Annotated in this window: 24 protein-coding genes and 1 pseudogene; 11 read left to right on the forward strand and 14 right to left on the reverse strand. The window is 55.8% G+C overall.

Translation table 11 applies throughout. The features are described 5' to 3' along the window. The first annotated feature begins 390 nt into the window (after positions 1 to 390). Positions 391 to 1,416 carry an Ldh family oxidoreductase gene (locus CQ011_RS09320; protein WP_181148057.1) on the forward strand — a complete coding sequence of 342 codons (1,026 nt, stop codon included), beginning with the start codon at positions 391 to 393 and terminating at the stop codon, positions 1,414 to 1,416. 214 nt (positions 1,417 to 1,630) lie between these two features. Beyond that, positions 1,631 to 2,977, forward strand: coding sequence for an MFS transporter (locus CQ011_RS09325; RefSeq protein WP_219844201.1), 1,347 nt, complete (start codon positions 1,631 to 1,633; stop codon positions 2,975 to 2,977). A gap of 133 nt (positions 2,978 to 3,110) precedes the next feature. Here CQ011_RS09325 and CQ011_RS09330 read toward each other — a convergent pair whose 3' ends face one another. Beyond that, a complete protein-coding gene (locus CQ011_RS09330; protein ID WP_105677200.1) occupies positions 3,111 to 3,893 on the reverse strand; it encodes an SDR family oxidoreductase in 783 nt (260 codons plus the stop codon). Between the two features lie 359 nt (positions 3,894 to 4,252). On the opposite strand from CQ011_RS09330, the gene CQ011_RS09335 reads away from it, so the two are divergent. Together CQ011_RS09335 and CQ011_RS09340 are read left to right on the forward strand one after the other, a co-directional pair. Next, on the forward strand, positions 4,253 to 4,471 hold the full coding sequence (locus CQ011_RS09335; protein ID WP_105677205.1) for a helix-turn-helix domain-containing protein: 219 nt from the start codon (positions 4,253 to 4,255) through the stop codon (positions 4,469 to 4,471). Between the two features lie 3 nt (positions 4,472 to 4,474). Then, positions 4,475 to 5,803 (forward strand): HipA domain-containing protein, encoded by a 1,329-nt coding sequence (locus tag CQ011_RS09340; protein WP_105677209.1) that lies wholly within the window; start codon positions 4,475 to 4,477, stop codon positions 5,801 to 5,803. A gap of 349 nt (positions 5,804 to 6,152) precedes the next feature. Here the strand turns inward: CQ011_RS09340 and CQ011_RS09345 are convergent, their stop codons facing one another. The 10 genes and pseudogenes from CQ011_RS09345 to CQ011_RS09390 all read right to left on the reverse strand — a co-directional run bounded on the left by CQ011_RS09345 (position 6,153) and on the right by CQ011_RS09390 (position 15,656). Further along, positions 6,153 to 7,451, reverse strand: coding sequence for a DEAD/DEAH box helicase (locus CQ011_RS09345; RefSeq protein ID WP_502692880.1), 1,299 nt, complete (start codon positions 7,449 to 7,451; stop codon positions 6,153 to 6,155). Between the two features lie 252 nt (positions 7,452 to 7,703). Continuing rightward, positions 7,704 to 8,582 (reverse strand): annotated as a pseudogene (locus CQ011_RS18185) (TOTE conflict system archaeo-eukaryotic primase domain-containing protein); the annotation flags it as partial. A gap of 79 nt (positions 8,583 to 8,661) precedes the next feature. Then, the gene (locus CQ011_RS09355; protein WP_105677219.1) at positions 8,662 to 9,891 is read right to left on the reverse strand and encodes an MFS transporter; all 1,230 of its coding nucleotides are present in this window, start codon (positions 9,889 to 9,891) and stop codon (positions 8,662 to 8,664) included. 246 nt (positions 9,892 to 10,137) lie between these two features. Then, positions 10,138 to 11,184 carry an LLM class flavin-dependent oxidoreductase gene (locus CQ011_RS09360; RefSeq protein WP_105677222.1) on the reverse strand — a complete coding sequence of 349 codons (1,047 nt, stop codon included), beginning with the start codon at positions 11,182 to 11,184 and terminating at the stop codon, positions 10,138 to 10,140. Between the two features lie 45 nt (positions 11,185 to 11,229). Continuing rightward, positions 11,230 to 11,421 carry a tautomerase family protein gene (locus CQ011_RS09365; protein ID WP_105677224.1) on the reverse strand — a complete coding sequence of 64 codons (192 nt, stop codon included), beginning with the start codon at positions 11,419 to 11,421 and terminating at the stop codon, positions 11,230 to 11,232. A gap of 16 nt (positions 11,422 to 11,437) precedes the next feature. Further along, a complete protein-coding gene (locus CQ011_RS09370) occupies positions 11,438 to 12,922 on the reverse strand; it encodes an aldehyde dehydrogenase (RefSeq protein WP_105677227.1) in 1,485 nt (494 codons plus the stop codon). Continuing rightward, positions 12,919 to 13,671, reverse strand: coding sequence for an alpha/beta fold hydrolase (locus tag CQ011_RS09375; RefSeq protein ID WP_105677229.1), 753 nt, complete (start codon positions 13,669 to 13,671; stop codon positions 12,919 to 12,921). The genes CQ011_RS09370 and CQ011_RS09375 overlap by 4 nt, the downstream gene beginning before the upstream one ends. Before the next feature lie 35 nt (positions 13,672 to 13,706). Beyond that, complete coding sequence (locus CQ011_RS09380) at positions 13,707 to 14,258, reverse strand: amino acid synthesis family protein (RefSeq protein ID WP_105677231.1); 552 nt, start codon at positions 14,256 to 14,258, stop codon at positions 13,707 to 13,709. Beyond that, a complete protein-coding gene (locus tag CQ011_RS09385; RefSeq protein WP_105677234.1) occupies positions 14,255 to 14,923 on the reverse strand; it encodes an amino acid synthesis family protein in 669 nt (222 codons plus the stop codon). The genes CQ011_RS09380 and CQ011_RS09385 overlap by 4 nt, the downstream gene beginning before the upstream one ends. Positions 14,924 to 14,960: 37 nt before the next feature. Further along, positions 14,961 to 15,656 (reverse strand): GntR family transcriptional regulator, encoded by a 696-nt coding sequence (locus CQ011_RS09390; protein ID WP_105677236.1) that lies wholly within the window; start codon positions 15,654 to 15,656, stop codon positions 14,961 to 14,963. A gap of 117 nt (positions 15,657 to 15,773) precedes the next feature. On the opposite strand from CQ011_RS09390, the gene CQ011_RS09395 reads away from it, so the two are divergent. The 5 genes from CQ011_RS09395 (at position 15,774) to CQ011_RS09415 (ending at position 22,925) form a co-directional block, all read left to right on the forward strand. After that, entirely contained in the window at positions 15,774 to 16,748 is a 975-nt protein-coding gene (locus tag CQ011_RS09395) for a flavin reductase (protein ID WP_105677239.1), read from the forward strand. A gap of 43 nt (positions 16,749 to 16,791) precedes the next feature. Next, entirely contained in the window at positions 16,792 to 18,450 is a 1,659-nt protein-coding gene (locus CQ011_RS09400; protein ID WP_105677241.1) for a BCCT family transporter, read from the forward strand. A gap of 445 nt (positions 18,451 to 18,895) precedes the next feature. Then, the gene (locus CQ011_RS09405; protein WP_181148058.1) at positions 18,896 to 19,894 is read left to right on the forward strand and encodes a pyridoxal-phosphate dependent enzyme; all 999 of its coding nucleotides are present in this window, start codon (positions 18,896 to 18,898) and stop codon (positions 19,892 to 19,894) included. Next, positions 19,891 to 21,516, forward strand: coding sequence for an FAD/NAD(P)-binding protein (locus CQ011_RS09410; protein ID WP_105677246.1), 1,626 nt, complete (start codon positions 19,891 to 19,893; stop codon positions 21,514 to 21,516). The genes CQ011_RS09405 and CQ011_RS09410 overlap by 4 nt, the downstream gene beginning before the upstream one ends. Continuing rightward, positions 21,516 to 22,925, forward strand: a complete 1,410-nt coding sequence (locus CQ011_RS09415; RefSeq protein WP_105677249.1) for a Y4yA family PLP-dependent enzyme — start codon at positions 21,516 to 21,518, stop codon at positions 22,923 to 22,925. Before CQ011_RS09410 ends, CQ011_RS09415 begins: the two co-directional genes overlap by 1 nt. Before the next feature lie 383 nt (positions 22,926 to 23,308). Here the strand turns inward: CQ011_RS09415 and CQ011_RS09420 are convergent, their stop codons facing one another. Next, positions 23,309 to 25,000: an alkaline phosphatase D family protein gene (locus tag CQ011_RS09420; protein WP_286161143.1), complete on the reverse strand. Its 1,692-nt coding sequence runs from the start codon at positions 24,998 to 25,000 to the stop codon at positions 23,309 to 23,311. Positions 25,001 to 25,107: 107 nt separating this feature from the next. Here CQ011_RS09420 and CQ011_RS09425 point away from each other — a divergent pair, with 107 nt between their 5' ends. Beyond that, positions 25,108 to 25,554: an SRPBCC family protein gene (locus CQ011_RS09425; protein WP_105677253.1), complete on the forward strand. Its 447-nt coding sequence runs from the start codon at positions 25,108 to 25,110 to the stop codon at positions 25,552 to 25,554. A gap of 328 nt (positions 25,555 to 25,882) precedes the next feature. On the opposite strand, the gene CQ011_RS18045 is transcribed toward CQ011_RS09425, so the two are convergent. Both CQ011_RS18045 and CQ011_RS09435 read right to left on the reverse strand, forming a co-directional pair. Then, positions 25,883 to 26,014, reverse strand: coding sequence for a hypothetical protein (locus tag CQ011_RS18045; RefSeq protein ID WP_286161144.1), 132 nt, complete (start codon positions 26,012 to 26,014; stop codon positions 25,883 to 25,885). 6 nt (positions 26,015 to 26,020) lie between these two features. Next, entirely contained in the window at positions 26,021 to 26,386 is a 366-nt protein-coding gene (locus CQ011_RS09435) for a mannitol dehydrogenase family protein (RefSeq protein WP_105677262.1), read from the reverse strand. Positions 26,387 to 26,407: 21 nt separating this feature from the next. On the opposite strand from CQ011_RS09435, the gene CQ011_RS09440 reads away from it, so the two are divergent. Continuing rightward, positions 26,408 to 26,953 carry a histidine phosphatase family protein gene (locus tag CQ011_RS09440; protein ID WP_181148059.1) on the forward strand — a complete coding sequence of 182 codons (546 nt, stop codon included), beginning with the start codon at positions 26,408 to 26,410 and terminating at the stop codon, positions 26,951 to 26,953. Positions 26,954 to 26,988: the final 35 nt, after the last annotated feature.

The following is a 26,988-nucleotide window of genomic DNA, read 5'->3' on the forward strand; positions in this document are numbered from 1 at the left end:
ATAACTGAACGTGTTGGTCTGGTACCCCAGAAAAAGCGTTAGCGACTAGGACGCGTCTTGAAATTCTTTCGCTTCTGCTGCCATTTGCGCTGCGTGCTGATGCGATATCCCTAAGACCTTACCGATCTCTCGACTAGGTGCGACTTTCCATGGAATTCGGGAATTTCCTGGAGACTGGCAGGTCGTATAAATGTTGTGCCGCACTTGGACGACTATCCGTTGCTGTGTTCAACGGGCAACGGGCGAGCTCGCATGCTTCGCCCACTGACGGTTCTTGAATAAGCGCTAAGGCAAAACTCGGACCTCAAATTGAAACCATCCTTGACGTGGGGCAGTATGCGAAGAAAGGCAAGCTCTAAACTGCGAGCAAGAACTACTCAAGGAGTGGGTATGACTAACCACAGCAACGAACAAAACGAGGCATCTTTCAGTTCCCTTGAACTCAGCGATTTTATTACCCGCTGCATGAGCGCCGTGGGTGCCAACCAGACCGATGCCGAATATATGGCGCACCATCTGATTTCCGCGGAACTAGCAGGACACCACTCCCACGGGCTACGCAGGCTCCCGGAATATGTGGGCCGCGCAGTAGAAGGCAAAACCAACCCAGCAGCAAAGATCAGTATTGAAAAAGATACCGGTGCGCTGCTCGCACTGAACGCTAACCGGGCCACCGGACACTTTGCCCTGCGTGACGCCACAGCGCTCGCCGTGCAACGGTCCAAGGAACATGGAATCAGCGCGGTGACCGTGCGCAATAGCGACTTCGCTGGACGCTTTGCACCCTTCTGCGAGGAAGCGGCTGAAGCGGGCGTGATCACCCTAGTCTTTGGGAACAACAACGGATCACTACAGTCGGTGCTTCCGCCGGGCGCCACCCAACCACGGTTATCCACCAACCCGATAGCCGCAGGTGTGCCGAGAGCCCAAGCGCCGCATATGGTTCTGGACTTTGCGACCAGCGCCGTAGCTTCCGGAAGGCTGCACTACGAAAAAGACAGCGGTGCGGAAGTCTCAGATGAGTGGGTGGGCTCTGGCGGGCACCTCAAACCATTCGGCGGCTTCAAAGGTTTCGGCCTGGCGCTACTAGTCGAAGCTTTAGGAGGTGCGCTGTCGGGTTCCGATACGGTTTCTGCACGGGATAGTGAAGAAGCGCAAGGCACTTTGATCATTGCAATCGATGTGGCACAGCTACGGGATCTAAATGAGTACACCGCACAGGTGGAAGAGTTCATTAGCTTCGTGAAGAGCGCGGAAGTGGAAACTGGGCAGTCACCGGTGCGCGCACCTGGCGAAAACGCACCGAGCGCCGAACAGCTAGCTAAAGACACGATAATTACGCTCAATACGGTGACCAGTACGCAGTTGCTCCAGATTGCCGAACAACTAAACTTGGACGCACCCGCGGCGCGCTAAGTCTTGAGAGAGAAGTCTGTGACTGGCCCTGCTCAAGCAAAATAGCTGGTGAGCCCTGAATTCGCCGTGTGGACTGCGATAAAAATCCCGCCCTTGTAGTCCTGCCTGCGCGGGCTTACGATCGGGTCATAGGAGCCGACCCTGCGCAAACGGTAAGACCTCTTGAGGGGCGAAGGAAAATGGTTCCTGATCACTTGCGTATCGAGGGGGAACCATGAGTATTTCATCTCCGAAATCAGGCCGCATGACGCCGGAACAGAAACGTGTCGCGGGAGCCACGATGGTCGGTACCACCGTGGAGTGGTACGACTACTTCATTTATGCCAATGCTGCAGCACTTGTCTTGGCACCGCAGTTCTTCACCCCGGCCGAGGGGTCGCTGGGCTCCATTATTGCCTTCGCCACCGTGGGCGTCAGCTTCTTGTTCCGTCCGCTGGGCGCCATTGTGATGGGGCGAGTCGGAGATAAGTACGGACGCCGTGCGGTACTGATCATTACGTTGGTACTGATGGGAGTCGGAACCACGCTAGTTGGCCTGTTGCCTACCTATGCGAGTATCGGCATTTGGGCTCCGATTCTTTTGATCTTCCTACGCATCGTCCAAGGTTTCTCCGCCGGCGGTGAGTGGGGCGGTGCAGCGTTGATGGCGGTGGAGCACGCACCGGATCATGCGCGCGGCAAGTTTGGTGCGTTCCCGCAGCTCGGTGTTCCGGCAGGCATGTTGTTGGCTTCGGCGGTCACCGCAATTATTGCCGCGGCCCTTACTAGTGAGCAGTTCATGGCGTGGGGCTGGCGTATTCCATTCCTGCTTAGCTTCGTGCTGATCCTCATCGGTTATTACATCCGTAGGAAGGTGGAAGAGTCTCCGGTCTTCGAAGAGATGGCCAAGACCAAGCAGACCGAATCCGCCCCGCTGGCCACCTTGTTCAAGAAGCACCCGACGACTGTTATTCAGGCGACTTTGGTCTTCATGGGCAATAACACCGCAGGCTACATGCTCACCGGTGGTTTCATTCTTGGCTATGCCACGAACAAGTTGGAACTCCAAGCCGGAGACATCTTGAATATCATCACCGTCGGCTCACTGGCTTGGCTGATCTCCACCTGGATAGGTGGAGTGGTCTCGGACAAAATTGGCCGTAAGAAGATGTTCATCATCGGCTGGGTGCTGTTGCTGATCTGGCTGTTCCCGCTGTTCTTGCTAATTGAGACTGCGAACCTCGCGTGGGTTACCGTTTCGCTAGTGGTCTTCGGCGCCTTCATGGGTTTCTCCTACGGACCGTTACCAGCGCTTTACGCGGAGATGTTCCCAGCCCGTATTCGCCTCAGTGGTTCCTCAATCAGTTACGCACTGGGCTCCGTAGTTGGTGGCGCCTTTGCTCCGACCATTGCCGCTGCCTTGGTAGGCAAGTTTGATACCACTGTTGCGGTGTCCACCTACCTGTTCATTTGGGTGGGTGCCTCGTTGATCGCGACGTTGACCTTGAAGGATCGCACCGGCGCGGACCTGTATCCGCGCGAGGAAGGAATAGAGCCTGAACCAGGCCAGGCTAATCTCTAATCCGCGAGGTATCGACAACGTATTTTCAAGCTGAAATACGGGTCGACGTGTGAGGACAAAACAGGCCAAGACCCCACGACCGTTAGAACTTGCCGTTGGTCGTGGGGTTTTGGCCTTGGAATGAGTAAGTGGATTAGTACTTGTAGGACTGTCCGCCGTCAATCGGGATGACCGCGGCGTTGATGAAGTCGGCGTCTCCGGAGAGTAGGAAGGCGACCAACGCGCCGACTTCCTCAGGCTTGCCAAAGCGCTTCATTGGGTTGGGCTCCACAAAGGTCTTGCCGACTTCTTCCCAGTTCTGTGGATCAATTTGCTTCAGGGATCCTTCGGCCATTGGGGTCATGATGGCACCCGGTGCGATGGCGTTGATCTGGATGCCGTGCTGGCCATATTCAATGGCAGAGTTACGGGTGAGACCCACTACGCCGTGCTTGGATGCGGCGTAGCCGGACTGGTTGCCCACGCCGCGGATGCCACCGACCGATGCGGTGTTTACTATTGCGCCCGAGCCCTGCTCGCGCATGACCTTCAAAACGTGTTGCATGCCGAAGAAGACACCATTGAGGTTGATGGAGACTACCTTGTTGAATTCTTCAGCACCGAAGTCTTCGGTGAGGTTCTGCTTGCCTTCGATACCAGCGTTGTTAAAGAAGCCGTCGATACGGCCGAAGGCCTTCATCGTCTGCGCGACATAGTTCGCCACTTCCGACTCGTTGGCGACGTTTGCGGTGACCGCGATCAGTTCGGCGTCAGGGTTGATGGCACGAATCTCGCTCTCGGTCTCCTTCAAGCCAGCCTCGTTGAGGTCTACCAGAGAAAGCTTGCCCTTTTCTTTGGCGATCTGCAGTGCTGCCGCGCGTCCGAGTCCGGATCCTGCGCCGGTGATGATGACTGACTTGCCTTCGAACCCTGACATAGTGTGTTCCTTTCGGGATGTGCGGCGAAGATGATCACCATTATATATGCAAACGCATGTAAATGGTTTTCTATTCCCGCGGGGGTTCACTGCTACCGGTGGCAGGGGTTCGCCATTGAGTTATGCGGCAGCGATGTTCGTTCTCAAGCGCGGATTCCCGACTCTCCATGGAAGCTTTGTTTCTTAGGAAACCGCGTATTGCACGCCCGAGTCTCGATGGGAAATTCTGCAGACCATGAGTGCGGCATTGGGGGATAAGCGTGTGTTCCAGTCATATCGTTTTATTACGATTAGCTCATAGCGGTGGTATGATTACGAACAGGTAATAAGGAGTTCCATAGCACGTAAAGGTAATAGAAATGCACGGGATCATCCGCAAGACTTCCGACCTCGGGTTGATGGTGTTGACTGTTCGGCAACGTCATGGACTCTCGCAGGTAGAACTTGCGGAGCGTCTCGGAGTCACTCAACGCTACCTTTCTGAACTGGAGACGGGCAAGCCAAAGGTGCTCAATGCCAGGCTCCTTGAAGTCTTGTTAGCGCTTGGAATTGAACTTTCGTTCAGGGAGGTTCAGTAGCCAGTGGATGCAACCCTTCCAGTCCACATCTATGGAACTCATGTCGGCGACATCCGCCGCATTTCTCGGGATCAAATCACCTATCAATCCACGAGTGAAGGAATGGCCAAATTCGGTATTGGCTCGACGATTGTTTCATTGAGTCTGCCGCTGGGTCCACGCCAGTCGCTGCCGGGAGCTGCAACAGCGTTTTTTGGAGGGCTACTTCCGGAAGGTAAAGGCCTAGATAATCTCGTTCGAGATTCCGGGGCAGAGCGTCCAGACGTGTTTGGGCATCTCGCGTACGCAGGACTTGATGTAGCTGGTGCACTTCAAATCGGTGAAATATCAGATCTATCCGCCGGTAGCTATAAACCGATGACCGACTCTCAAGTCGCAGAAAAAATCGAACGCATCCACCGCCACACCTTAGGCCAATTGGGAGGTGGTGGATCGTTGGCCGGCTATCAACCAAAAATGACGATGGCCCGTATCCAAGGAACCTGGCACGATGCAGTGGATGGTGCGCCGAGCACGCACATAGTGAAGCCTTGCGCAGATGAAGACGCCGCCCGTGGACTGCGTTCGCTTTATGATGAAGCGTATTGTCTGGAACTCGGTAGACGGTGTTCTCTGGTCAACTTCGCCAGCGAGGTGGCAATGTTTGATGACACTGCCGCGTTGGTGATCGAAAGATACGATCGGTTCACCGATGTCCAAGGCGGCATCGGGCGAGTCCATCAAGAAGATTTGGCTCAGGCGATCAGTCTGGCCTGGGATACCGATTCGAAGTTTGAACATAATTACCCCTACCGTGCCACTCTCAAAAATATGGCAAGTGTCCTTGCCCGGCGACGTAACGCTTTCGGGCAAGGTCTTGACGACCGAGAGCAGCTTTTGGCCTACGTTGTAACCAACGTTGTCTGCGGAAACACCGATGCCCATGGAAAGAATTTCTCCATCCTCCACAGGCCTGACGGACGTATCGAGCTGGCTCCGCTCTACGACGTCACTCCCCAGATTCTCTACTATGGGCGACCCGTCACACTGTCAATGAAAATCGACGGCATCTCGCATCAACCGCACGTCACCCGAGAGGCATTGATTTCGGAGGCTGCATCTTGGGGACTCAAGGCGAATCATGCGTTGGAAGTTATTAATGAGACCTTGGAAAAGCTTCGATATGCCAACCAAGAAATCGATCTACGCGGTGGCAGTGAGAAACTTCCTCTCCTCGTTGCCGGTCATGCCAAAAATCTGCTGAACGGCAGGAAGGCGGTTATTGCCCGCGGACCGATTTCCCTGAGCAATTTGCCGCCAGTCTCGAAACTTCCTCCAGCCACCGAAGCTTAGTTATCCCAGGCCGGAGATATCTAAGATCCCGTCCCTAACCTGGCGTACAGCCACGTCAGGAGGATCGCTGGATCAGAACCAGAGATCAAATACAATCCCACTTAATGGGCTACAGAAAACGCATAAGCCCTGCTGTAGTTCATGAACAATGCCGAGTACTCGCTCGAATTCTTGACCGCAATCTAGCGAACTGGTTCGATCATGACTCGGCGGTTCCATCCTTACAGGCTTCCAAACCCTGAAGGTTGGTTGACGTAGTAAAGTGCGGACTGCTCACCTTTGAGCAGTGAGCTGGCCCCCGGTAGATTCTGCGCAGATAGAGTGATGAACGAATTGATGAAGTCACGTGTCAGATTCTCAAAGTGGGTTGAAGCACCGAATCGTTGCTAACTGTTAGTTTGAAGCCCTTTTTCGTGATGACCCGATGTCTGCGCCGAGCCATGTGCGCGAAAACTGGAACTTCGGTATCAACAAAATCATGAATGCGGATGACTCGAGACGCGTCATCGGTGCGCTGAATTCGTCCGATCAGTTGCTCGATTTTCCCTTTGAAGCTCACCGGTGACACCATGAACAATGTGTCCAGCGATGGAAGGTTGAATCCTTCTCCGGCGATCTTGTCCGAGGCAACCACCACATAGGCAGAGTCAGCGGTATCTACCTCGGCCAGCTGGGCCGTAATGGACTGGCGTTCTTTCTTGCTCAGCTTGCCATGCAGCTCGATGAAGGTGGCCTTAGTTCCAGAGGCATCGACAAGATCAATTAAAGTACGAATTTGGCCGGTGCGATTAGAAAGTACCAGGCAGTGTCTGCCCTCGCTAAGTTCGGTGAAAACGAGATCAGCAATCTGCTGGTTGCGCGATTCATCGACGGCGATCTCATTATAGAGCTCCTGCATTCCTGCGCCATCGGTATCTTGGGTTGCCGGTTCAAAGGAGGTTTCGTGAGCATGCAATTCGCGTAGGGCCGCTAGCGGGGTAGCTAACTCGTAGCGGATCGGGCCGCATTGCATGGTGATCAGTCCATTAAGTTCGTCTGCACGATAGGGAGTTGCGGTGAGACCTACCCAGTATCCGGCCTTGATCTTTTCAATGGCTGCCAAGGTAGATGGAGCGGCCACCGAATGGCATTCATCAATAATGATTTGGCCGTAGCCCCTGAGCGCATCGGGATTGGCATTGCGAGTTCGAAGTGACTGCACCATGACTAGATCGATTTGCCCGGTGAGCTCTCGTTTGCCATTGCCTAGTTGCCCGATAAGTGCAGGGTCTATTCCAAGGAATTTTTCTAGGCTTTCACGCCACTGACCAAGCAACTGGGTGTTGTTGACCAAGATAGCCGTAGGCACCTTGCGTTCGGCGATCAGGGCGCAAGCTACGACGGTTTTACCTGATCCGGTTGGCGCAACAATAACCCCGTCCCGATGAGCCTTGATAGCTTCGAATGCATCTTTCTGGGATGCTCGCAGTTCGCCCTGGAAGTCTACTTCAACCTTGGTTCTCGGCTTACGGGCGTAGGACACCTTCACCTCGAACCCCGCGGTGCGCAGAATCTTGGCCGCCTCGTCGGTGACTCCTCGCGGCAGCAGCAACTCGTCGGCGTTGTGGGTGAAACATTGGATAAGGCGTGGGAAACCGTAAGTGCTCATTCGCTGAGCTTGCCTGCGATAAAACTCCGGATTCGCTTGGCAGGCAAGATGCTTGAGCTCGGTGATTACCGCGCTTGGCAACTGGGCGAATGGAATACGCAGTCCGGAATCACGGGTCAGCCGTATGGGGAGATTATCGACTAGTCCCTTAAGGCTCGCTCGGCCTCGCCGAGGAGTAAGCTCAGCAGACTGGACTTGCGGTCCGATATCGCTCTTACCATGTAATCGCAGGTACGTGACGATGTCTTCGGCATTAGCGCTGGGAACCTGGTCTAATGCTGCGAAGTAGTCAGGTAAGGGCTCAAATGTCTGTGGATCAACAAACACCGTTCGCGCATCTGCCCGGGCGGTTCCCTCCAACGGCAACGCGATAAGGTTGCCTAGCCTGTTGGCGCCGGGGGACTTGACCGGCAAGGTGTCTTGCGAAGGAAATAGCCTGTCGTAGCTTTCCAAAGGTAACCCTGGGTGCTGGGCCATGGCATCTCGAAGAAGACCGGCACCTAACGCTCGGGCCTGACTGGCCAATACCTTTTCGGAGAAGAATATCCATACGTGAGCTCCTTGGCCTGAGCGTGAGACCTCAACTAGGTTGCCGAAACCCGCGCGGTCCGCAGCATGCGCGTACGCCGCTGCGTCTGCTTGTCACTGACCCTTATCAAAGTCACAGGCGAGGAGGTAACAATGTTCGTCGTCGAGCAGCGGGTAAAGACCTACATGAAAAGGCTTAGCCGGAATGGGCGAACTCTTCAAATGCTGATAGATCGTGTCGTCGGTCAGCGGCAGAAGGTCTGATTTCTTCACTGCCTTCGGAGAAACCCATTGTTTTGTCTTAGGACCCCAGCCTTTCTTTCCTGTTTGGGCGCTAACCCAGCTGGTCGCGAATGCATCGGTTCGCCCCCGGAAGCGCGAGCGGAATAGACGGAGTTTTTCCTCGGCGGATGAGTTTCGGGTAACAGTTGCAGGGCCTGTTTGTTCCGTTGATAGCACGGCCAATTGCTCCGTAGCGGAATCGCGCTGTGCTGTTTCTAGAGTCAATAAGCCAAGGCGTGCCGAGTGCAGCTGTTGCTCCAGATCAGCGATTCGCTTCTTGAGCGTGAGAATCGCTTTGGAATTCTCAGACACGTCTGACACGAACAAACTCCCTCATGTGAACCCGGTAGTTATCGACAGTACCGTGAAGTCAGATCAAAAATAGCTAGATTCCTAGACTTTAGGCGTGCTGAATGGCGTTCAACGGTGAATTCTTGGGAAGCAGTAGCAAGATCATCACTACGCCCAGCACACCGAAGACCACGCTGACCCACCACGTGGAGTTCCAACCGCCGGTGAAGACCACCAGCCAGGCAACGAGCATGGGGCCGGTGAAGTTACCGATATTGAAGATCTGCTGCATCAGTCCCATCGCTGCGGGTGCCGAGCCACCTTCTGGTGCCAGATCTACCGCGATACGGGTCATCGTTGCTGGAACTGCTGCACCGCACATGGAGAACAGGCCTACGCAGAGTACCTGGATCAGAAGTAGTGAGCTGGAGTAATCGATGGCGAACGTCAGAATGGCGGTGATAGCCATGACGACAAAGGAACCAATGAGTAGTTTCTTGCCGGGAATGCCGCGTTGCAACAAGGTTCCGGTGATGATGGCACCTAGTGCGTTCAATCCACCTACTACGGCGGAGAAGAGCCCTCCAAGGATGGGGGAGAGTCCGTCTTCGCTGAAGATGCTTGGTAGGAATCCAACAATAGCCATCCACTGGACCGTGTAGCAGCCAAAGATGACGCCGCTCATCCACACCTTGCCCGAGGATGCGGTGACAGCAATGCGTTTGAGAGCCAGCTTGGCACCGGTGCCTCCACCGGGCGCGGAGGCAGAGACGAACTTGAGTAGCAAAATAATGGGCACCACGGTGAGCACTGAGAGCACCAGCCACCAGGTTTGCCAGGTGATGAATTGCAAAGCTATTGCCGTGCCCAGTACACCGAAGAAAGTAGCGATGCCCATGAAGGCTGCCCACCAACCAACTGCGAGGTTCATGCGTTGCAACGGTGCATGCGCGCGAACCAATCCCGGGCCCATCACGCTGCACATGATGACGCCTGCGCCTTCAACAATACGAGTGCCAAGCAACATGCCTGCGCTGGGGGATAACGAACCAAGGGCGGAGCCAATCACCAGCAGCACCAAGCCGAGCAGCATGATTTTTCGTTGCGAGAATATCTCAGCCAGTAAGGACATAGCTAAGCCACCGACCATGCCGGCTACTTGAACTACGCCCAGCAGAACACCGGAGAGGATCAGGGAAATGTGCAGCTCGTCTTGCAACACCGGGATGGCCGCTGGAAGCTTCCAAATGTGGAGCGCAGCCATGATGCCGGCGAATACCGTAGTAATCCATGCGATATCTGTCCGCTGTTGGGTATACGGCGAATTGCTCGGGTTCATGCCACTTCCTTCCACAAGAGGATCATCAAAAGCAGCCTCATGATCCTAGGCTTTCCTTGAGGATTGTTTCACGGTGCATCTAAAAGTTCGCCTTTGTAACGCCCTACATTGCTGGGCTCAGCTTTGTGTGGTTGCTGGCGGTCGGGTTCCTTAGCTGGTGGACACCAACCTGAGCAAGGTTTAAAAGTTGAGGGCTGTCGAGAGTCCAAAATTCGGATTCTCGACAGCCCTCAGTTTTCTCGCAGACTACTTCACGAAATTAGGAACAACTTCATCGATGAACAATTTCAGAGAACGCTTCTTCTCTTCATGGCTCAGCGCATTGTCGCTCCAGAAGCTGTATTCGCTGACGCCTAGATCTTCATAGTGACGTAGTCGTTCGTTGACCACTTCGGGGGTGCCGATCATGGCAGTACGGTGCAAAGACTCTGGCGTGAATTCTTCGCGGCCAGCAAATTTCTCTTCCGGGCTAGGATCGATGAAGCCATTGACCGGGGTTTCTTTGTTGCCGAAGACGGCGTCGAAGGTGCGGTAGAACTTATTGATCCCTTCGGCCGCTGGGCGCCATGCTTCTGGCTCGTCGGCTGAATGCACATAGGTATGACGAAGAACCATGATGTCCGGTCGCTGGGTCACCTCGGGGTGATTGGCGATGGCCGTCTCATACTTCTCTACCAAAGAGGTGACTTCTTCATCCCCCTTCATAAGTGGAGTAACCATGACATGGCAGCCATTAGCGACAGCGTAGTCGTGGGACTCTGGGCTACGCGCGGCAACCCAAACCGGAATCTGTTTCTGCACCGGTTTTGGCACGGAAGTCGAAGTAGGGAATTGCCAGACTTCGCCATCGTGTGCGTAATCGCCCTCCCATAACTTTTTCACGGCCGGAATCAGTTCCTGCATTGCTGCCCCGCCATCGGTGGCCTTGATTCCTTCGGTCATCCGGTCAAACTCGAATTGGTAGGCGCCGCGGGCAACGCCCAACTCGGCACGGCCACCACTGATCGTATCGAGAAGTGCCAATTCACCGGCTGCGCGGATGGGGTTCCAGAAAGGAGCAATGATGGTGCCGGCTCCCAGCCGAATGGTCGAAGTTTTGGCAGCGAGGTAAGCCAGTTGCGGGATCGGGTTAGGTGAGACGGTGTACTCCATGGAGTGATGCTCGCCGATCCAGACGGTGGAAAATCCACCGGCCTCGGCCATCTGCGTCAACTCGACGAGGTTCTCGAAATGCTTTTCGTGGCTAATCGAATCGTCGTAACGTTCCATATGGATGAACAGTGAAAAACGCATGATTATCCCTACCTATCTAGTTCGCTGCTGTGAAGCGGTTGTCTGTCAGTTATTTCGTTCGGCGATGGTGGTGTTGGTCCGAGACCAATGTTCGTGCTCGATTTCTCGAACGATGACCGTGATGTTTTCCGGGGCCGCGTCAACGGTGTCTTCGGCTGCCTGATGCAGCGCCTTGATGAGGGCTCGCAGTTGTTCCGGACTGCGGCCTTTGGCTATTGATACATCGATCAGTGGCATGTGAATTCTCCGGTATCTATGCGCGCATCACGAACGGATCAGCTACCGGAGACTCATCGGTGTTGATCCATACGCTCTTGAGCCTGGTGTATTCGTTCATGGACTCTAAGCCGTGTTCGATTCCGACTCCGGAGTTCTTGAAGCCTTGGCGTGGTGACATGGGGGACATCGCGCGGTAGGTGTTCACCCAAACAGTTCCGGCCTCCAGCTTTCGAGCCATCCGGTGTGCGCGAGCAAGATTCTGCGTCCACACCCCGGCGGCAAGCCCGTACTCGGTGTCATTGGCCATGGACAGCAGTTCGTCCTCGTGCTCGAACGGCATAATCGCTGCTACTGGTCCGAAGATTTCCTCACGCACTACGCGCATTTCATTGTTGACATCGGTCAGTACCGTAGGTGAGAAGAAGTAACCGGGCAGTTCTAGCCCCTCGGGACGAGAACCGCCAGCTAAGAGTGTGGCACCTTCATCGGTTCCGATTTTCACGTAGGAGCTGACCTTTTCCAATTGGTCCGCGAATGCCAGTGGCCCAAGTTCCGTGGCGTCGTCCAGCGGGTTTCCGATCACGATGGATTTGGCGCGTTCGGTGACCTTTTCCAGCAGTTCGTCGTAGACGGACTTATGGGCGAAGACGCGACTGCCGGCAATGCATGTCTGACCTGCAGCAGCGTAGATTCCAGCGACCACACCCATGGCGGCGTTGGAGACGTTGGCATCGTCAAAAACAATATTTGGGCTCTTCCCGCCCAGTTCCAGGGTGCAACCGATGAATCGGCGAGCCGCTTCGGACGCGATGTTTGAACCTGTGGCGGTGGAGCCGGTGAAGGAAATCTTGGCTAGCAATGGGTGACTTACCAAAGCTGCGCCAGCTTCGATACCGTATCCGGTGACCACATTGATCACGCCGGGAGGGAACCCTGCGGCGTCGGCGAGCTCGGCGAGCAGCAGTACTGTTCGCGAAGTGTATTCACTGGGCTTGATGACCACGGTGTTGCCAGCGGCTAACGCCGGGGCAATCTTAGAAGTGGTCAACGTCAACGGTGAGTTCCAAGGAGTGATTGCCCCGACTACACCCAGCGCTTCTCGCTGCGTGTAGTTCAGAATGGCTGGATTCATGCTGGGGATCTGGGAGCCTTGAACCTTGTCGGCCAGTCCAGCGTAGTAGTACAGATATTCCGGCAAGGTCGCCAGCTGCCCGCGCATTTCGCGTAGCAACTTTCCGTTATCTAAAGACTCATAGCGGGCCAGTTTCTCTGCATTTTCGCCAACAAGATCACCTAAACGACGTAGCAGGTGACCGCGCGCCGTTGCGCTGAGGCCACTCCACGACGGGGACTTGAATGCCTTGTGTGCCGCTTTGACCGCACGGTCCACGTCTTCGGCATTACCTCGTGCTACCTCGTAAAGTTCCTCAAGAGTTGCCGGATTGGTGCTGCTGAAGAAACGATCTTCGCTGGGAGCAACATGCTCGCCGTTGATGAAGTGCATGTAACGCTCGCTCATGCCTGTTTCCCTTCGTTGTCGCTGAAAAAACTGTTTAGTTCGGATGCCAGTGCTGCTGGGTTTTCCACTGGCAACATGTGCCGGGCACCGTTGACGATACGTAGCCGGGCTCCTGGTAATGCGGTTGCCAGCCGTCGGGACATTTCCGGTGTGGAGCCTGGGTCCAGTTCACCGGTGATAGCCAGAGTGGGTTGGCTGATTGAGGCTAGCTCCCCAGCGATTTCCTGGTCTCCGTGGGCAAATACCGTATAGGAGTGCAAATAAGATTCGAGGTCATTTTTGGCCAGGGTTTTACGGATGGCTTCTATGACCGCGGACGGTACATCCGTTTGCTCCGCCGGGAACCAACGCTCGATTGCCTTATCGACTCCCTGCGCGAAGTTGGTTCCCGCAGTGGCTAACCGTTGTTCTACCGCTGCGGATTCCTCGGGGGTGCGCTGGCACACCGAGTTTATGGAACTAAGAGTCAGCACCCGATTGGGAGCAAAGCGCGCAAGATGTTGGGCAATTAATGCTCCCAAAGAGAATCCGACCAGATGTACCGGTTGCTGAGTCTCAATTCGTTCCAATACATCGTTAGCGAGACTGGCTAGATTTTGCTTCTCACGCAGGACGGGGCGTTCACCATGTCCTGGCAAATCCAAGGCGAGATAGTCGCGCTGCAAGTGCTGGCCCAATGGCTGCCACATGGTGCGGTCCAGACCCACCCCATGCAGGAGGACAACCAGTGGCTGCTCGGTGCTTGTCATGCTTACTTTGCTCCGTTTCGGTGGTGCTGGGACTTCTACTGTTCGGTGGACAGCGGAGCTAGGCGTTCTTGCGGACGGCCGCGGGTGGCGCCGGCCAGGGCAATCAGGATTTCCCCTGCATGCGGTGCATCGGAGACGCGTACTTCTACGCTCTGGTGGTGCGAACGAATGGTGGCGTCGGTGAAATGCTTGAGTGGAATATCAAACTGCACCCCAGCTGGTCCACGTTTTTCCACCGCGGGCAGCAAGGTCGTAGCATTGGCCGCGTCGCGGAAGTGGTTGCCGAACTTCAAAGTGTGAATCAATGCCGAGCCATGCTCGATTTCACCATCTAATCCGACAATGGCTGCCTTGCCGTAGGCCTCCAGTGGTGCGCCCAAGGCTTCGATGACTCGCGGTGCCAACAAGGCTCCGAGGTCCGAGGCGACCGAATCGATGCCGGCGTTCAGGTCTTCAACGAATCCCTGGCCTGCCCAAGGATTATCGAAGACTGCTGCAACGATGACCACGCGGGCCATGGGATCAACTTCGCGGCCACCTTCGGTGGCGGTTTCCTCGATAATGGTGATGAGTTTGCGGTAGTTCATAGCTGTATTCCCTTCAAAATTTCGGAAGTAATGACACGGTCGGTGGTTCGGTCGCCGATACGTGCGTGGGGGCGTGGACCTGTAGAGGCCGCGGCAATAATCGCGATTTCCCCGGCATGTGGGGCATCAGGTAACGACATCTCTAAGGTTTGGTAATGGGTGCGGGTGGCCGCAGCCGTCTTATGCCACATAGGTATCCGCAATGATTCGCCTGGAACCCCACGCCCATCGACGAAGCAGATAATTGAGCTGCCTTCGAGCGCTTCGCGAAGCAAATTACCGAAGAACGGGGTGTGGATCAAGGCGCCGGCATGTTCTAATTCCCCGGCAGTTCCCACGATGGCTGCTTTCCCGAAGGCCTCAACATGTTTAGCTCCGCCTAAGGCATCGAGCAATCGGTCTGAGAGCATTTTGGCCAGTAGCGGAGCAATAGCTTCGGTGCGTTCGGCTAAATCATGGGTGGTTGAGGTCCCTAACCAAGGGTTGGCGATGACGGCGGTGGCCGTAGCTCGGGTAATGCTTCCCAGCTCATCATGAGGGAGTTCTTCTACTGTGCACGTGATCTTGCGCAGGCCGCTGGCTGCGGCAATATCTGAGTAATCATTGAGCGTCGAGCGGGTGCTCAAATCGAGAAGTGGTGATGACTCGGCCAATTGGGTGTCCATCTGGTTATCCTTTACATGGCAATCTATGATTCGGGTCTTATCCCGGCTGTTCTTCGGCTTCCTTGAGGGCTGCCATGGCTGCTGATTGGCTTGACGCTGCAACATGTCGACGCATCACGAGCTCCGCAGCGAGCGGATCTTTGGAAGTGAGTGCTTCGATGATGGCTTGGTGCTCGCCAACCGAATTCTTCAGACGTCCAGGCAGACTTAGGGTCTGCGAGACAATCCGGTGATAGGCCAACTGGTTCATGAGTAGGTCGTAGTGTTCTGAGAGCTTTCTGTTGTCGGCTCCGGCGACTAAAGTGCTGTGGAATTCGTGGACCAGTTGTGAGTACAGTTCGGCGTCGCCGGAATCAACAGCTTGCTGACTGCGGGCAACGTTTTCCCTGAGCTGCTCTAATTCCGGCACAGGTCCTCGACGTGCCAAGAGTCCTGCAGCGAGCCCCTCGAATGATTCTTTCAACTCGAACATCTCGTGGATTTCGCGTTGTGTCGGCCGCCGGACAAACGTTCCGACCCTGGCTCGCACCTCAACGAGGCCTTCGCGTTCGAGCTGCTTCAAGGCTTCGCGAATCGGCGTGCGGCTGATATCGAATTCTTGAGCTAGCGCCGTTTCTGCCAGTAGATCGCCGGGCTGAACAGCCCCGCCAACAATCATTTGACGCAGTCGACTCAGCAGGGGTGGCTCTGGTTCGATACGAATCTTTGCTTCGGTAAGTGAACTCTCTTGCATACAAGAAGACTATCTCTAGAATCTCTTGTATGCAAGAGATCACTAAGGAATTCAACAAATTTAAGACATTTTCAGAATTATGTTGACTACATCACAGACTTTGCTAGCATTCCATGTATGCAACAAATTGAAACTTCACTCCAGCAAGTCAAAGAATCTCTCGTGACCGCTTGGGAGGCCGCGTGGGATAGAGGCGAGGTTGATCGCCTCGACGAAATCTTCCACACGGATTTCAAGCGCATCAGTAATAAGTCTGGGAACGTCACGACCGCACAAGCTTTAAAGGAAGAGATCCTCTCCGTACGAGAGGCTTTCCCGGACCTGGTCACCACCGTCGATCACCTGCTGGTCGATGACGCAGCTGAGTCCATTGCTATTTTCTGGCGTACCAACGGAACCTTCACTAATGACTTGCAAGGTGTTCCCGCCACCGGCAATAGCGTTGAGACCCGCGGCTCAAACTTATTGAAGGTGCAGGACGGAAAGATCCTCTCCGAGGAAGTGACCTGGGACCAAAGCGAACTTCTAGAAGATGTGGGCGTTCCATCGCTAAAGTCCGCCTTCGAACCTTCAAACGGTGGGGTTCTCGTAGATGACCTCAGCGGAATGCCAAATCTGGACGAGCTCAAGGGCTTCAATCGTCAATTCATTACCGGAGTTACGGTGGTGACTACGAAGGATGAAAACGGCAAACCACGTGGCCTCGCCGCCAACTCCTACGTTTCCATCTCTCTGGAGCCACCGTTGGTTTTGGTCTGTGTGCAGAAAACCACCAGCACCTACTCATCACTGTTCAAATCAACCCATCTGGGTATCAACATCATGAGCAATGAGCAGCGTCAAACCGTGGGCACTTTTGCTTCAAAGGGCGACGACAAATTCGCCGAGTTGCAGTGGCATGAAGGGCCCAACGGGAGCCCGATGATCGATGGCTCGGCAGCCTCCATCGAGGCAGAGATCAAGGAGCGCTTCCAAGCCAAGACGCACACCGTGTTCATCGCCAAGGTGAAGCACTCGGAAGTCGCGCAGTTAGAGCCAATGGTCTACAAGGCCGGCCGGTTCTACGACGGTGCCAAATTATCGGCACTCTAAAGCCAGACGGCTCCGGCCCCCATATCAACGAAGTGTGAGCAACATGAAAACCGAAAGTAACAACCCGCAGGAGCATGGCCCCCGAGGCGGTTCTACGCTAACGGGAGGCAAACTGCGCCGAGCCAAAAACGCGGAGGAATCGAAGAAGGTCTACCGGAGACTATACGGGCCAAGCAGCGTCCTGTTTCTCTCGTTGGCTCTGGTTGTTGTATTCGTTCTTTGGGCGGCGCTTGCACCAGAACAGCTCAACACAATGATGTCCGGAGCCGCATCGTGGTCTGCCGAATATATCGGTTGGAGCTATTTGCTAGTCACGTTGGGGTGCATCATGCTCCTGCTCTACTTAGCCTTCTCGCGCTACGGTGGCATCAGGCTTGGTAAGGATGCAGATCGGCCGGAATTCTCCACTTGGGCGTGGATTGCCATGATTCTCGGCGCCGTCATGGGCATCGGGTTGATCAGTTATGGGGCGGCCGAGCCTATGAGCCACTTCATGAGCCCTCCGCATGGACGAGCTGATCCCGAGACTATGGATGCAGCGGTGGTTGCGTTGCAGTTCTCCTACTTCGACTGGGGTCCAAATGCTTGGGCACTGTTTGGGGTATTTGGTTTGGCGATAGCCTATTCAACGCACCGTCGAGGAAACTCAGGTCTGGTATCGGTGATGCTTCGCCCAATCCTAGGCAAGTCCATGGATGGCATCCTGGGCAAGATTATTGACGTGTTCACCGTTCTTGCCACGCTTTTTGGTACCACCACATCGTTGGGACTTGGCGCCTCGCAGATCGCCGAGGGAATCAACAGTTTGTTCGGCATTCCGACCGACCTTTTCGTCAAGGTCGTGATCATTGCCGGAGTGACCATTATTTTCACGCTGTCGGCCCTCTCAGGCATTGGTAAGGGCATTAAATGGCTGAGCCAAGGCACCATGATCGGTGCGGCACTCATTGGGGTGTTCGTCTTGGTGTCGGGACCAACTGGATTTATCAGCAACCTGTACTTCCGTTCAATGGGTCAGTTCATTGCAGAATTCCCCGCCGTCGCGCTGTTGACGCCATCAGGTGCAGAAGACCTGCAGTGGATGCAATGGTGGACCTACTTCATGATGGCCTGGTGGCTAAGTTGGGGCGCATTCGTTGGTATCTTCTTGGCACGCATTTCCAAGGGACGTACGATTCGTGAATTTGTGGTTGCCGTGATGGGCGTTCCTTCGCTCGTGTTTAGTATCTGGTTTGGCATCTTCGGAGGCACCGCGATCCACCAAGAAATGAACTTGTCGTCCGGTATCGGCGACGCGACGCTCGCCGATACCAACAGCACCTTCTTCGCGATGCTCGCAGAATTACCGATGCCTGCGGTGACTTCCGCCTTCACCGTGATACTCGTAGTGCTCTTCTTCATCACGGGGGCGGACTCGAATACTTATGTATTGGGTACTTTGACCTCCGGGGGAAATATGTATCCGAAGCGTCCAATCCTGACCGTATGGGGACTGCTCACCGGCATTTGCGCCATCGTACTGTTAGTTGTTGGTGGACTTGAAGCTTTGCAACAGGCGGCAATTCTTTCAGCGGTACCTTTCACCGTGATAGTTACCTTGCTGGGAATGTCACTTATCAAAGAACTACGTAGCGATTCGCGGTTGCCAATGATGATCGTGGAGACCACCGAAGTCGAGCACGAGAAACAACAGATTACCTAGACTACAAGTACGCACGAAGCGTTAGAGGCAGGCTCCCCGTTGGCGAAAGCGAACGGGGAGCCTGAATCTGTTAACGCCTTGTGTTGCTCGGTCTCTTCCGACGGCCGGTTTTCCTGCAAGTTGCTCAGCAATATCTGAAACAGCATACGTACTGAGCAGTTCTCCATCCCTTGCCCGGGACGCCACATAGAAGTAAACATTTGCCGACACTTGGAAGCAACAAAGTGAGACTGCAACGCGTCCAAGTATCGCCTACGTATTCCGTCGCTGAATGCCTTGATTGGAGCAGTGACTTTAGAGCTACCTGTGGGTCTAAGATTTTCCTAGCCACTTCGCATCTTTGATGTTTAGAATTGCCAAAAATGGGTGGTGGTGCGTCAGCTACCCAATAGCTAGGTCAAGAAGTACACACCAGATGGTTTCGTCACCGCGAGAATGCGAGTTAATGAACATGGATAGTGTCGGCACATTAGAGCCTTTCAATTCTCCTACCGTGCGCCTAGAGAGACTTTTTGATGCACCTGAGATCCAGGTGTTTGCAAAACTTGATTCTCTGCAGCTTTCGGGCAGCACTAAGGAACGCACCGCGGGAAGTCTGGTGAATGCTTTCATTAGCTCAGGCCAGCTAAAAGCCGGCGGAATGGTCATTGAATCAACCTCAGGGAATTTAGGTATCGCCTTAGCCAGGCAGTGCGTGGTGCGCGGCATTAAATTTGTGGCGGTAGTAGATGAAAATGCGAACAAGTCTGCCGTAGATATCATGCGTGCCTACGGAGCACACGTAGAACTTGTGTTGGATCCTGCGGACGGTAATAAGCTGGCAGCTAGACGCCGTAAAGTCCAGCAACTGTTGGCTGAGAATCCGGGCGCCGTCACCACCAATCAATACGGTTCACCGCACAATCCTGCAGCACATTTTTCCTCCACGATGCCAGAGATCATGGAAGCGTTAGATGGACGCTTAGACATGCTGTTTGTCGCCACCAGTACTACCGGGACCATTCTGGGGTGCCAGAACTACGTGCGTGATCACGGGCTGGCAACGAAGCTCATTGCCGTGGACGCTATGGGCTCGGTGCTCTTCGGTGGAGAATCAGGGAATCGGCGTTTGCCGGGTCTAGGCGCGGGAATTGTTCCGGAGCTTTCGTTACAGGCTGAGCCAGATAGGGTGTTCCGAATCCCTGAAATCGACATGGTGCACGGCTGCCGGAAGCTCGCGCGCAGTGAGGGAATTCTTGCTGGTGCTTCTACCGGAGCAATCGTCGCGGCCATGGGACAGATGCTGCCTGAAATACCTAGCGGCTCACGCATTGCCTTCCTGGTCCATGACTCGGGAGTGCCGTACCTGCATAGTGTCTATAACGAAGAGTGGGTTCGTGAGAACTTAGGTGAAGAACCCGAAGCATTCGGCGATGCATTGTTGGAAGATCAAGCGGCACAATGACACGGATCGCGATGATTGGTGGCGGTCCCAAGTGCTTGTTCGCGTTGCTTGAACTCAATGATTGCTTAGACGCGGGGGATGGACCGGTACACGTTGATGTTTATGACCCGTATCCGCCTGGCGCCGGAAGAGTATGGAATACCGGTCAACCCAGAGAACTTAGGCTGAACGTCAATCCACGTATTATCGATGCCTCTTCCACCCTGTGCACTCAGACTTTCAACCAGTGGCGAGCCACCAAGGATGCACACGCTGAGAATGATACTTTTCCGGCTCGTGCGTTAGTTGGGGAGTACTTGAATGAGCAGTTCCAGAGGCTCGTAGAACAGGGCGCACTGCAGGTAACCCATCGCGCTAACGCCGTGACGTCGCTAGTACGCCGCGGGCCACAGTGGGAAGTATCGACTCAGCTCGAATCAAAACTCTATGACGAAGTAGTTATCAGCACCGGGCATGGGTTGGCTGGATATCAACTGGCGAGCACTGAGCATGGAACTCTGAGCGCGGCGGAGCTGACTGTCGAGCGGACCGAAGGACTTATCCCTGCGGTGCCTGCTGGAAGCCAAGTACTGGTGCGCGGAGCTGCATTGACCGCTTATGACGTGGTGCTGACGCTGACCGAGGGGCGCGGCGGAAGGTGGGAGCAAATAACCGAGGACGGTTTGAGCGCCCTACGGTATTTGCCTCGTGGCGAAGAGCCCTCGCGAATCATTTTGACCTCACGAAGCAACATTTCTTTGAGTCCAAAACCGCTCAATGTTCCGCAAGAAGTACGGGATGTTCTCGATACCTACCGTGAACCGATACGGAGGTGGGGAAGCGCTCGTAAAGATGCCGGCCGAGTTAACGGGCAGACGGTAACTTCTGAATTCGACGGACTGTGGAGCATCCTGCTTGCCTGTGCAGTGCAATGCACTGGCCTTGTTGGAGTACCTGCCAACGAAGCAACTTTGTGGAGCACTGTTCTTGCGGGGATATCTGAAGAAATGAAAGCCAAAGAATCACCGGCAGCGCAGCTTCGCACAAGCCTGCGCGCCAACCACGGATTGGACACTTACAGCCACGAGTGGGTGTGGGGTGTCGTATGGGCAGGTCTCTATCCGCAGATTGTGGATGCGTTGTCGAGGATTAGCTGGGCTGCCTCTGAGCGCAAACAATTCAGGATCATCGCGGCCAACCTAGAACGTATGGCCTTCGGCCCTCCTGAACTTACGGCGCTCAAACTGTTGGCGCTCTACGATGCCGGAATACTGAGCCACGAGCCACTGGGACAAACTCACCAATTGGCAGATGTCGTAACCATCAATGCGGTCACTGCACCTGCTGGAGTTCTTATAGAACCTGACGGAAAACCTGCAAACGAAATGATCCGTGACTTGCTGACCGCCGGTGAAGTGCTTGTTAGGTCTGGAGAACGTGGATTATTGACCGATACGGACGGCACCTGCCTGAATGTGCGCGGCGAACGCAACGAATCTCTAACAGCACTTGGCCGGCCCACCGAAGACCCAACCTTGGGCCATGACACCTTAAATCGAAACCTGCACCCGGAATTCCAGGAATGGGCCAAACGTATAAAGCGGCTAGTAGCCGCGCCAAGCCAGAAAGTAGCAGCTAATTGATGCCACCGCTGATGCACGGAACCGTTCCACTCACAGCACGCCTCGAACCATGGATGGAACGGTTAGTTGGTGATCCAGTACTCTGCCAAGAACTAATCGAAGAACATGGCTCCCCGCTAAACCTTCATGACTTCTCACCCATGAGCAGGAACATTGCTGAGCTAAGAGATGCCGCGGCTGCACATGAGGTCGACTTCCAGATCTATCTGGCCCGTAAAGCCAACAAGACACTTGGTGCCATTGACCAAGCCATAGCTGAGGGCTGCGGAATAGACGTAGCCAGTTTTAATGAACTGGACCAGTGCCTCAAACGCGGAGTGCCAGGAGACCGCTTGATCGTTACCGCCGCGGTCAAATCTCTTGCCTTACTGCGCCTTGCCGTAGACCATGGTGTGGTGCTGAGCTTAGACAACGTGGACGAGGCTCTAGATCTTCAAGAGATTGCTGCAGAAACTGGTAAGCGCGTCTCCATTGCCTTAAGACTGGCCTCGTCAAACAAATCAATTGCACCTACCCGCTTCGGAATGCGTGCTGAGCAGTGGCTTAGCTTCCTGGAAGAAACAGATCTTTCAGAGACTTTGGAAGTATCTGGGATCCACTTCCACCTCAACGGATACAGTGCAGAGCAACGTGCAATAGTTCTCCGCGAATCATTAGAACTCATTGATGCACTCCGGGAACGTAGCCACAAACCAGAATTCGTAGACATAGGCGGAGGAATTCCCATGTCCTATCTAGATGATGCGCAGCAGTGGACTGACTTCTGGCAAGCGCTCGCCGAACTTCCAGAAGGCGATGAATCCCTAACCTGGAAGTCTGATCGGTTGGGAGCTACCGGAGCGACACCTAGCGGTGCCGTATATCCGTACCATCAGAAGCTGATCCGTGGTGAGTGGCTTGGCAAGGTTCTTGAGAGCACTGCAGACGGTGAAGAGCAGACGGTCGCCACGATGCTCAAAGAACGTGGCGTTCAACTGCGCTGTGAACCAGGAAGATCGCTTCTGGATGGTTGCGGGCTGACTCTAGCGGAAGTCGCATTCACTAAGACGCGTAGCGACGGTCTCCCACTGGTGGGACTGCATATGAATAGAACTCAGTGCCGGTCAACTTCTGCTGACTACTTGCTGGACCCGATTCTGATCCACTCGCAGAGGTCACGGGGCGAACGCAAGGAAAGTAGTGCTTTCTTGGTGGGTGCATATTGCATTGAAGAGGAACTGATCCTACGCCGCCACTTTGAATTTCCTGGTGGAGTGACCAAGGGGGATCTCGTAGCGTTCCCAAACACCGGCGGTTATCTCATGCATATTATCGAAAGCGCTTCGCATCAGCTGCCCCTAGCCAACAACCTTCGGCGCGGTGGCCAGAGGTGGGTTCGAGACGATATCGACTCGATGATTCTGAGCTGAATATTCTGCGCTGGAATTCCCACACGGTCGGGGGACCCAGCCAAATGGTTGGGCTAGGCGACTGCATGGCGCTGTCGGTGTGGGGGAGCCAGCACTCGCCAGACCGCTGGAAAGCAGGTGTGGCAGCGTCCTTGCCTCGTCTACGCAGTTGGAGCGGGATCGCCACAGAGTCGACTGGTCAGTTGCTCATGCCGGCGGACCCGCCTGTTTCACGCGGGCCACGGACCTAGTCAGGTAGTACCCCGGTCAGCGCACATCACGACTGCCCGGTTGCCCGCGCGCTGCATACTCCCGCTGCGGGTGAACATGACATGGGCAGTCCTCTGGGGTCTGCAATTCCCTGATGTGGGACTTTGGAGCTGGCTTGCCGGCAGCGATTGGGGTTACGGACTCGGCATGCCTTCACGCCCACCCTCGCGCGGCTCGATCGCTGCCACTTTGACGGTTTCCAACCTCGGGTGCAGATGGTCTCGGTTCTCAACCACCCCCGTAACCCAGCTGATCTCCAGCCCGTCCTTGGTGTCCTGAAGGATGGCCAGATTGTTATCGAACCACGGACCCAAGATGCCGTCCCAGCGAAAAGGTGGGTCAGGCACATGTGCCCTCCGCGCCATCCAAGCCCCGAACGGGACGGCCGGCCCCAAAGCCAAAGCTGCGGCAAAGTAGCGCATCAACCGGGGTAGCGGGTTGCGGATGGGCGAACACACAGCCTGCAGGATCCTGCTCCCGGTCTCGCGTTCCACCTCGGAGACATAGGAGAAATGCACGTCGCCGGAGAGGAAGGTTACGGACTGCGGGGCGCGACCCCGCTTGCCATCGGCGACCTCGGTGGCCCACCGGGCCACGTCCTGGAAACTTTGTTGGAACGCCGCCCAATGTTCAAGGTCCACGGTCCGGCGCAATCGTTCGCCGAGCCATGCCTTGGCCTGGCCGCGTTCCCCGGAGGAAAAGACCTCATTCCACGCTTCCACGTGATGCAGGCCCATGGGCAACAGAAAGGGAAGGGAAGTACCGATCAGCAGGTGACGGAATCCGCCTTGCATGTGCTCGTCGAGCCACGCACTTTCCGATGGATCGAGCAGGGCACGCCTTCCGGGGTCGAGGCTGCGCGCGGCACGTGAGTCCACAACGATCAGCCGCACCGTATCCCAGTCGCGGCAGTAGCTGAAGCGGTATTCTTCCGGTGCGGCATCGACGCGCTCGGCGAACCGATCTAAGTCGGCAGTGATATCCAATTCTTCGGGGCCGGGGTGCGCCGCGATGCGTTGCCATAGTGGATCTGCAGCCCGTTCCACACGGGAGAGATTGCCGAGGTGCTGATAGATCCAATATGAGCCGAGGCCCGCAACAATGCGTTGGTGCCACCAGCTGGTCTGCTCCATGTCCTGTTTCCAACTGCGCGAGGAGTTCCAATCGTCGCGGATGTCGTGGTCGTCGAAGATCATGGCGCTGGGCAGGGTGGAAAGAAGCCAACGATTGGCCGGGTCCGACCAAGCCAACCGGTATAGGTGGGCGTATTCCTCAAAGTCCTTCAGCTCGGTACCGGGTTCATCTCTGATATCGCGCCGACTGCGGATGAACTCGCGCATCTGGTCACTGGTGGAGTCGGCATAAACCTGATCCCCGAGGAAGAGCATCAAATCTGGCCACGGTCCGTGCCCCGGGCCCGACATGGACAGGGCATAGGCGCGCATCGCGTCAACACCGTGCTTGCTGTTGCCCGCCGCGTCGTGCGGAACGCTGGTGCGGCAGGACCCGAATGCCAGCCGTGGATTCTTCGCGGGGTCGATGGTGGCGATCATGGAATCGGGGAATCTATCCTCGCGCGGCCAGACCAGTTCCCCATCCAGATACACGCTGTAGGGACTCACACTTCCAACCTTCAGCCCCGTCAGCTGAACTAACGCATAGTGGTGGCCGTGGGCAGCAAAAGTCGGCGCACTCCATGTGGATTCACTGCAGCGGACCTCGACGGTGCAAGACCGGGCGGTCTCAACCCAGATGCTGGCGGAGGTGGCATCCACATGGCGCAACATCGGGCCAAGTACAAGGTCCTGATCGCTTTGCTGGCTCATCGTTTTCCTTTCCTGAGGGTGCAGGTCAACCAAGAATGGCACAACAACATCGTTGCGGATAGGCCCGGCTACCGGGCACAGGAGTAGATGCTGCATAGGATGGGCTGATGAGTGAATCCCCGTATCGCCAAACCCGCAGCCGCCTCGTGGCCGCCACGCCTACAGAGATCTTCGAACTGCTCACCGATCCTGCTATGCACCCGGTCATCGACGGCTCGGGAACGGTGCGGGCCTCGAACGCGCAGGGAGGCAAGCTCCGCCTGGGCAGCGAGTTCGGCATGCAGATGCGCTTAGGGGTCCCGTACCGGATCAGCAATACCGTGGTGGAATTCGAGCAGGACCGGCAGATCGCTTGGCGGCACTTCAGCAGGCATCGGTGGCGCTACGAGCTGGAAGCTGTCGGGTCCGGGACACTGGTCAGCGAAACCTGGGACGCCAGCCGGTTGCGGCACAAGTGGCTGCTGCGGCTGATGGGCTTCACCCGGAGCACCGGGCCCAATATGGAGCGCACCCTGGAACGGCTGGCCGCGCAGTTCTCCGACCCCACCGAGTAAGGGCCTTTGCCCTCAGCAGCTCGTCGATGACGAGGCAAAACAGCGTGCCTAGCCACAAAGATGCGTTCTTCGGCGGTCCGCTGGGGTAACACGGCAATCTGAGGCGGAGCAACTCGGGCTCCTTCACCGTGGTGGCCACACTGTTGGACGTCGCCTCCAAGAACGCGATCGCGGCGAATCCGCGGGCACCGACCCTCGGATGCGGCGATGATGGCGCTAGCCACGGGATGATTCTGGCGGCGACGATCAACTGGGACACATGGGCGGTGGCGCGTCGGACCGATACCGTGGTGCCGGGGACGCCCGAGTTGGTGGAGCCATCACTGTGTTAGACCAGACGTGCCTGAACGGCGGTGGCCATGCTCTGCTCGAAGATGAGTTCCACGGCCTGTGACGTTTCATCCGCCAGCCTCCTGGCCTTTGTCTCGCCGATGAGCTCGGGCAGCGAATGGATTCCCACAGCTCCTCAAGCCCAGCTCGGAATGTCAGCCCGGAAGAAGGCGCTGCGCCATTCTTCGACTATCCGTGCCTCATCCCGCGGCTCGAACTCCGCATTCTCCGACGCGACGCTGTAAAGCACCAGAAGGACTGCGAAGGAGAGCACGATCCGGGGTGCATCGCCGCCGTATACCCACCGTTCTTGTACCAATGGGAGGTTGCGCGTGGTCCATTTCGACAAGGCAGTGAGCGCAATATCTGCCAGTCGGTGCTGCAGGAACGGGTTGTAGAAACGTTCTAGGATCTGCTGAGCTAATTCCTCCAGCGCCTGGTGATCCCCGTCGATGGTGGGCAGCGCTTCGGTAGCGATCATCTGGTTGATGAGCTTGTCCACCAGCGGTATGAATGAGGGATCTTGGGCGCTGTTCCGCCATGGGGAAACCGCGCGGACCAAATCTGGTCGGTTGCAGGGCAGGGCGGTATCCCACTGAACAACACTGGACGGCAGCAGGCACTTGCAGCGGCAGAAGAACTGGCCGGAGCGGGACAACGGCACATGGCCTTCAGCTCAACGCTGGGTCGTGCCAGTGAGACTGCCCGGGTCATCTCCACCCGGTTGGGCGTCGACGCCGTGGCAGAGGTGCCCGCATTGGTGGAGCGCGGCTATGGCTCGGCGGAGGGCGCAAACATCACGGGCTTTGATGAGGTGACTAAACGCAGCCTGATGGAGGGCGGTGAGAGTGTCAAATCCGTGGTGTCTCGCGGCACTGCCGCATTCGATTGGTTGAAATCTGTTTATCCTGAACTGCGCATAGTGATATTTAGCCACGGAACACTCATTCGACTGTTGTTCTCGGACTTGTATGGCAAGGAGCATCTGCGCGTGGCCAACGCTGAAGTCACCGAGTTTGGCGTCAACCTCATTCAGGGTGCGGGGGTGCGGGTACCACAACTGCACTAAATGCTTCCGGGGATGCCTTGGAATGAAGACCTGGA

The organism is Arthrobacter sp. MYb213, from assembly GCF_002979915.1.
Lineage (GTDB): Bacteria > Actinomycetota > Actinomycetes > Actinomycetales > Micrococcaceae > Glutamicibacter.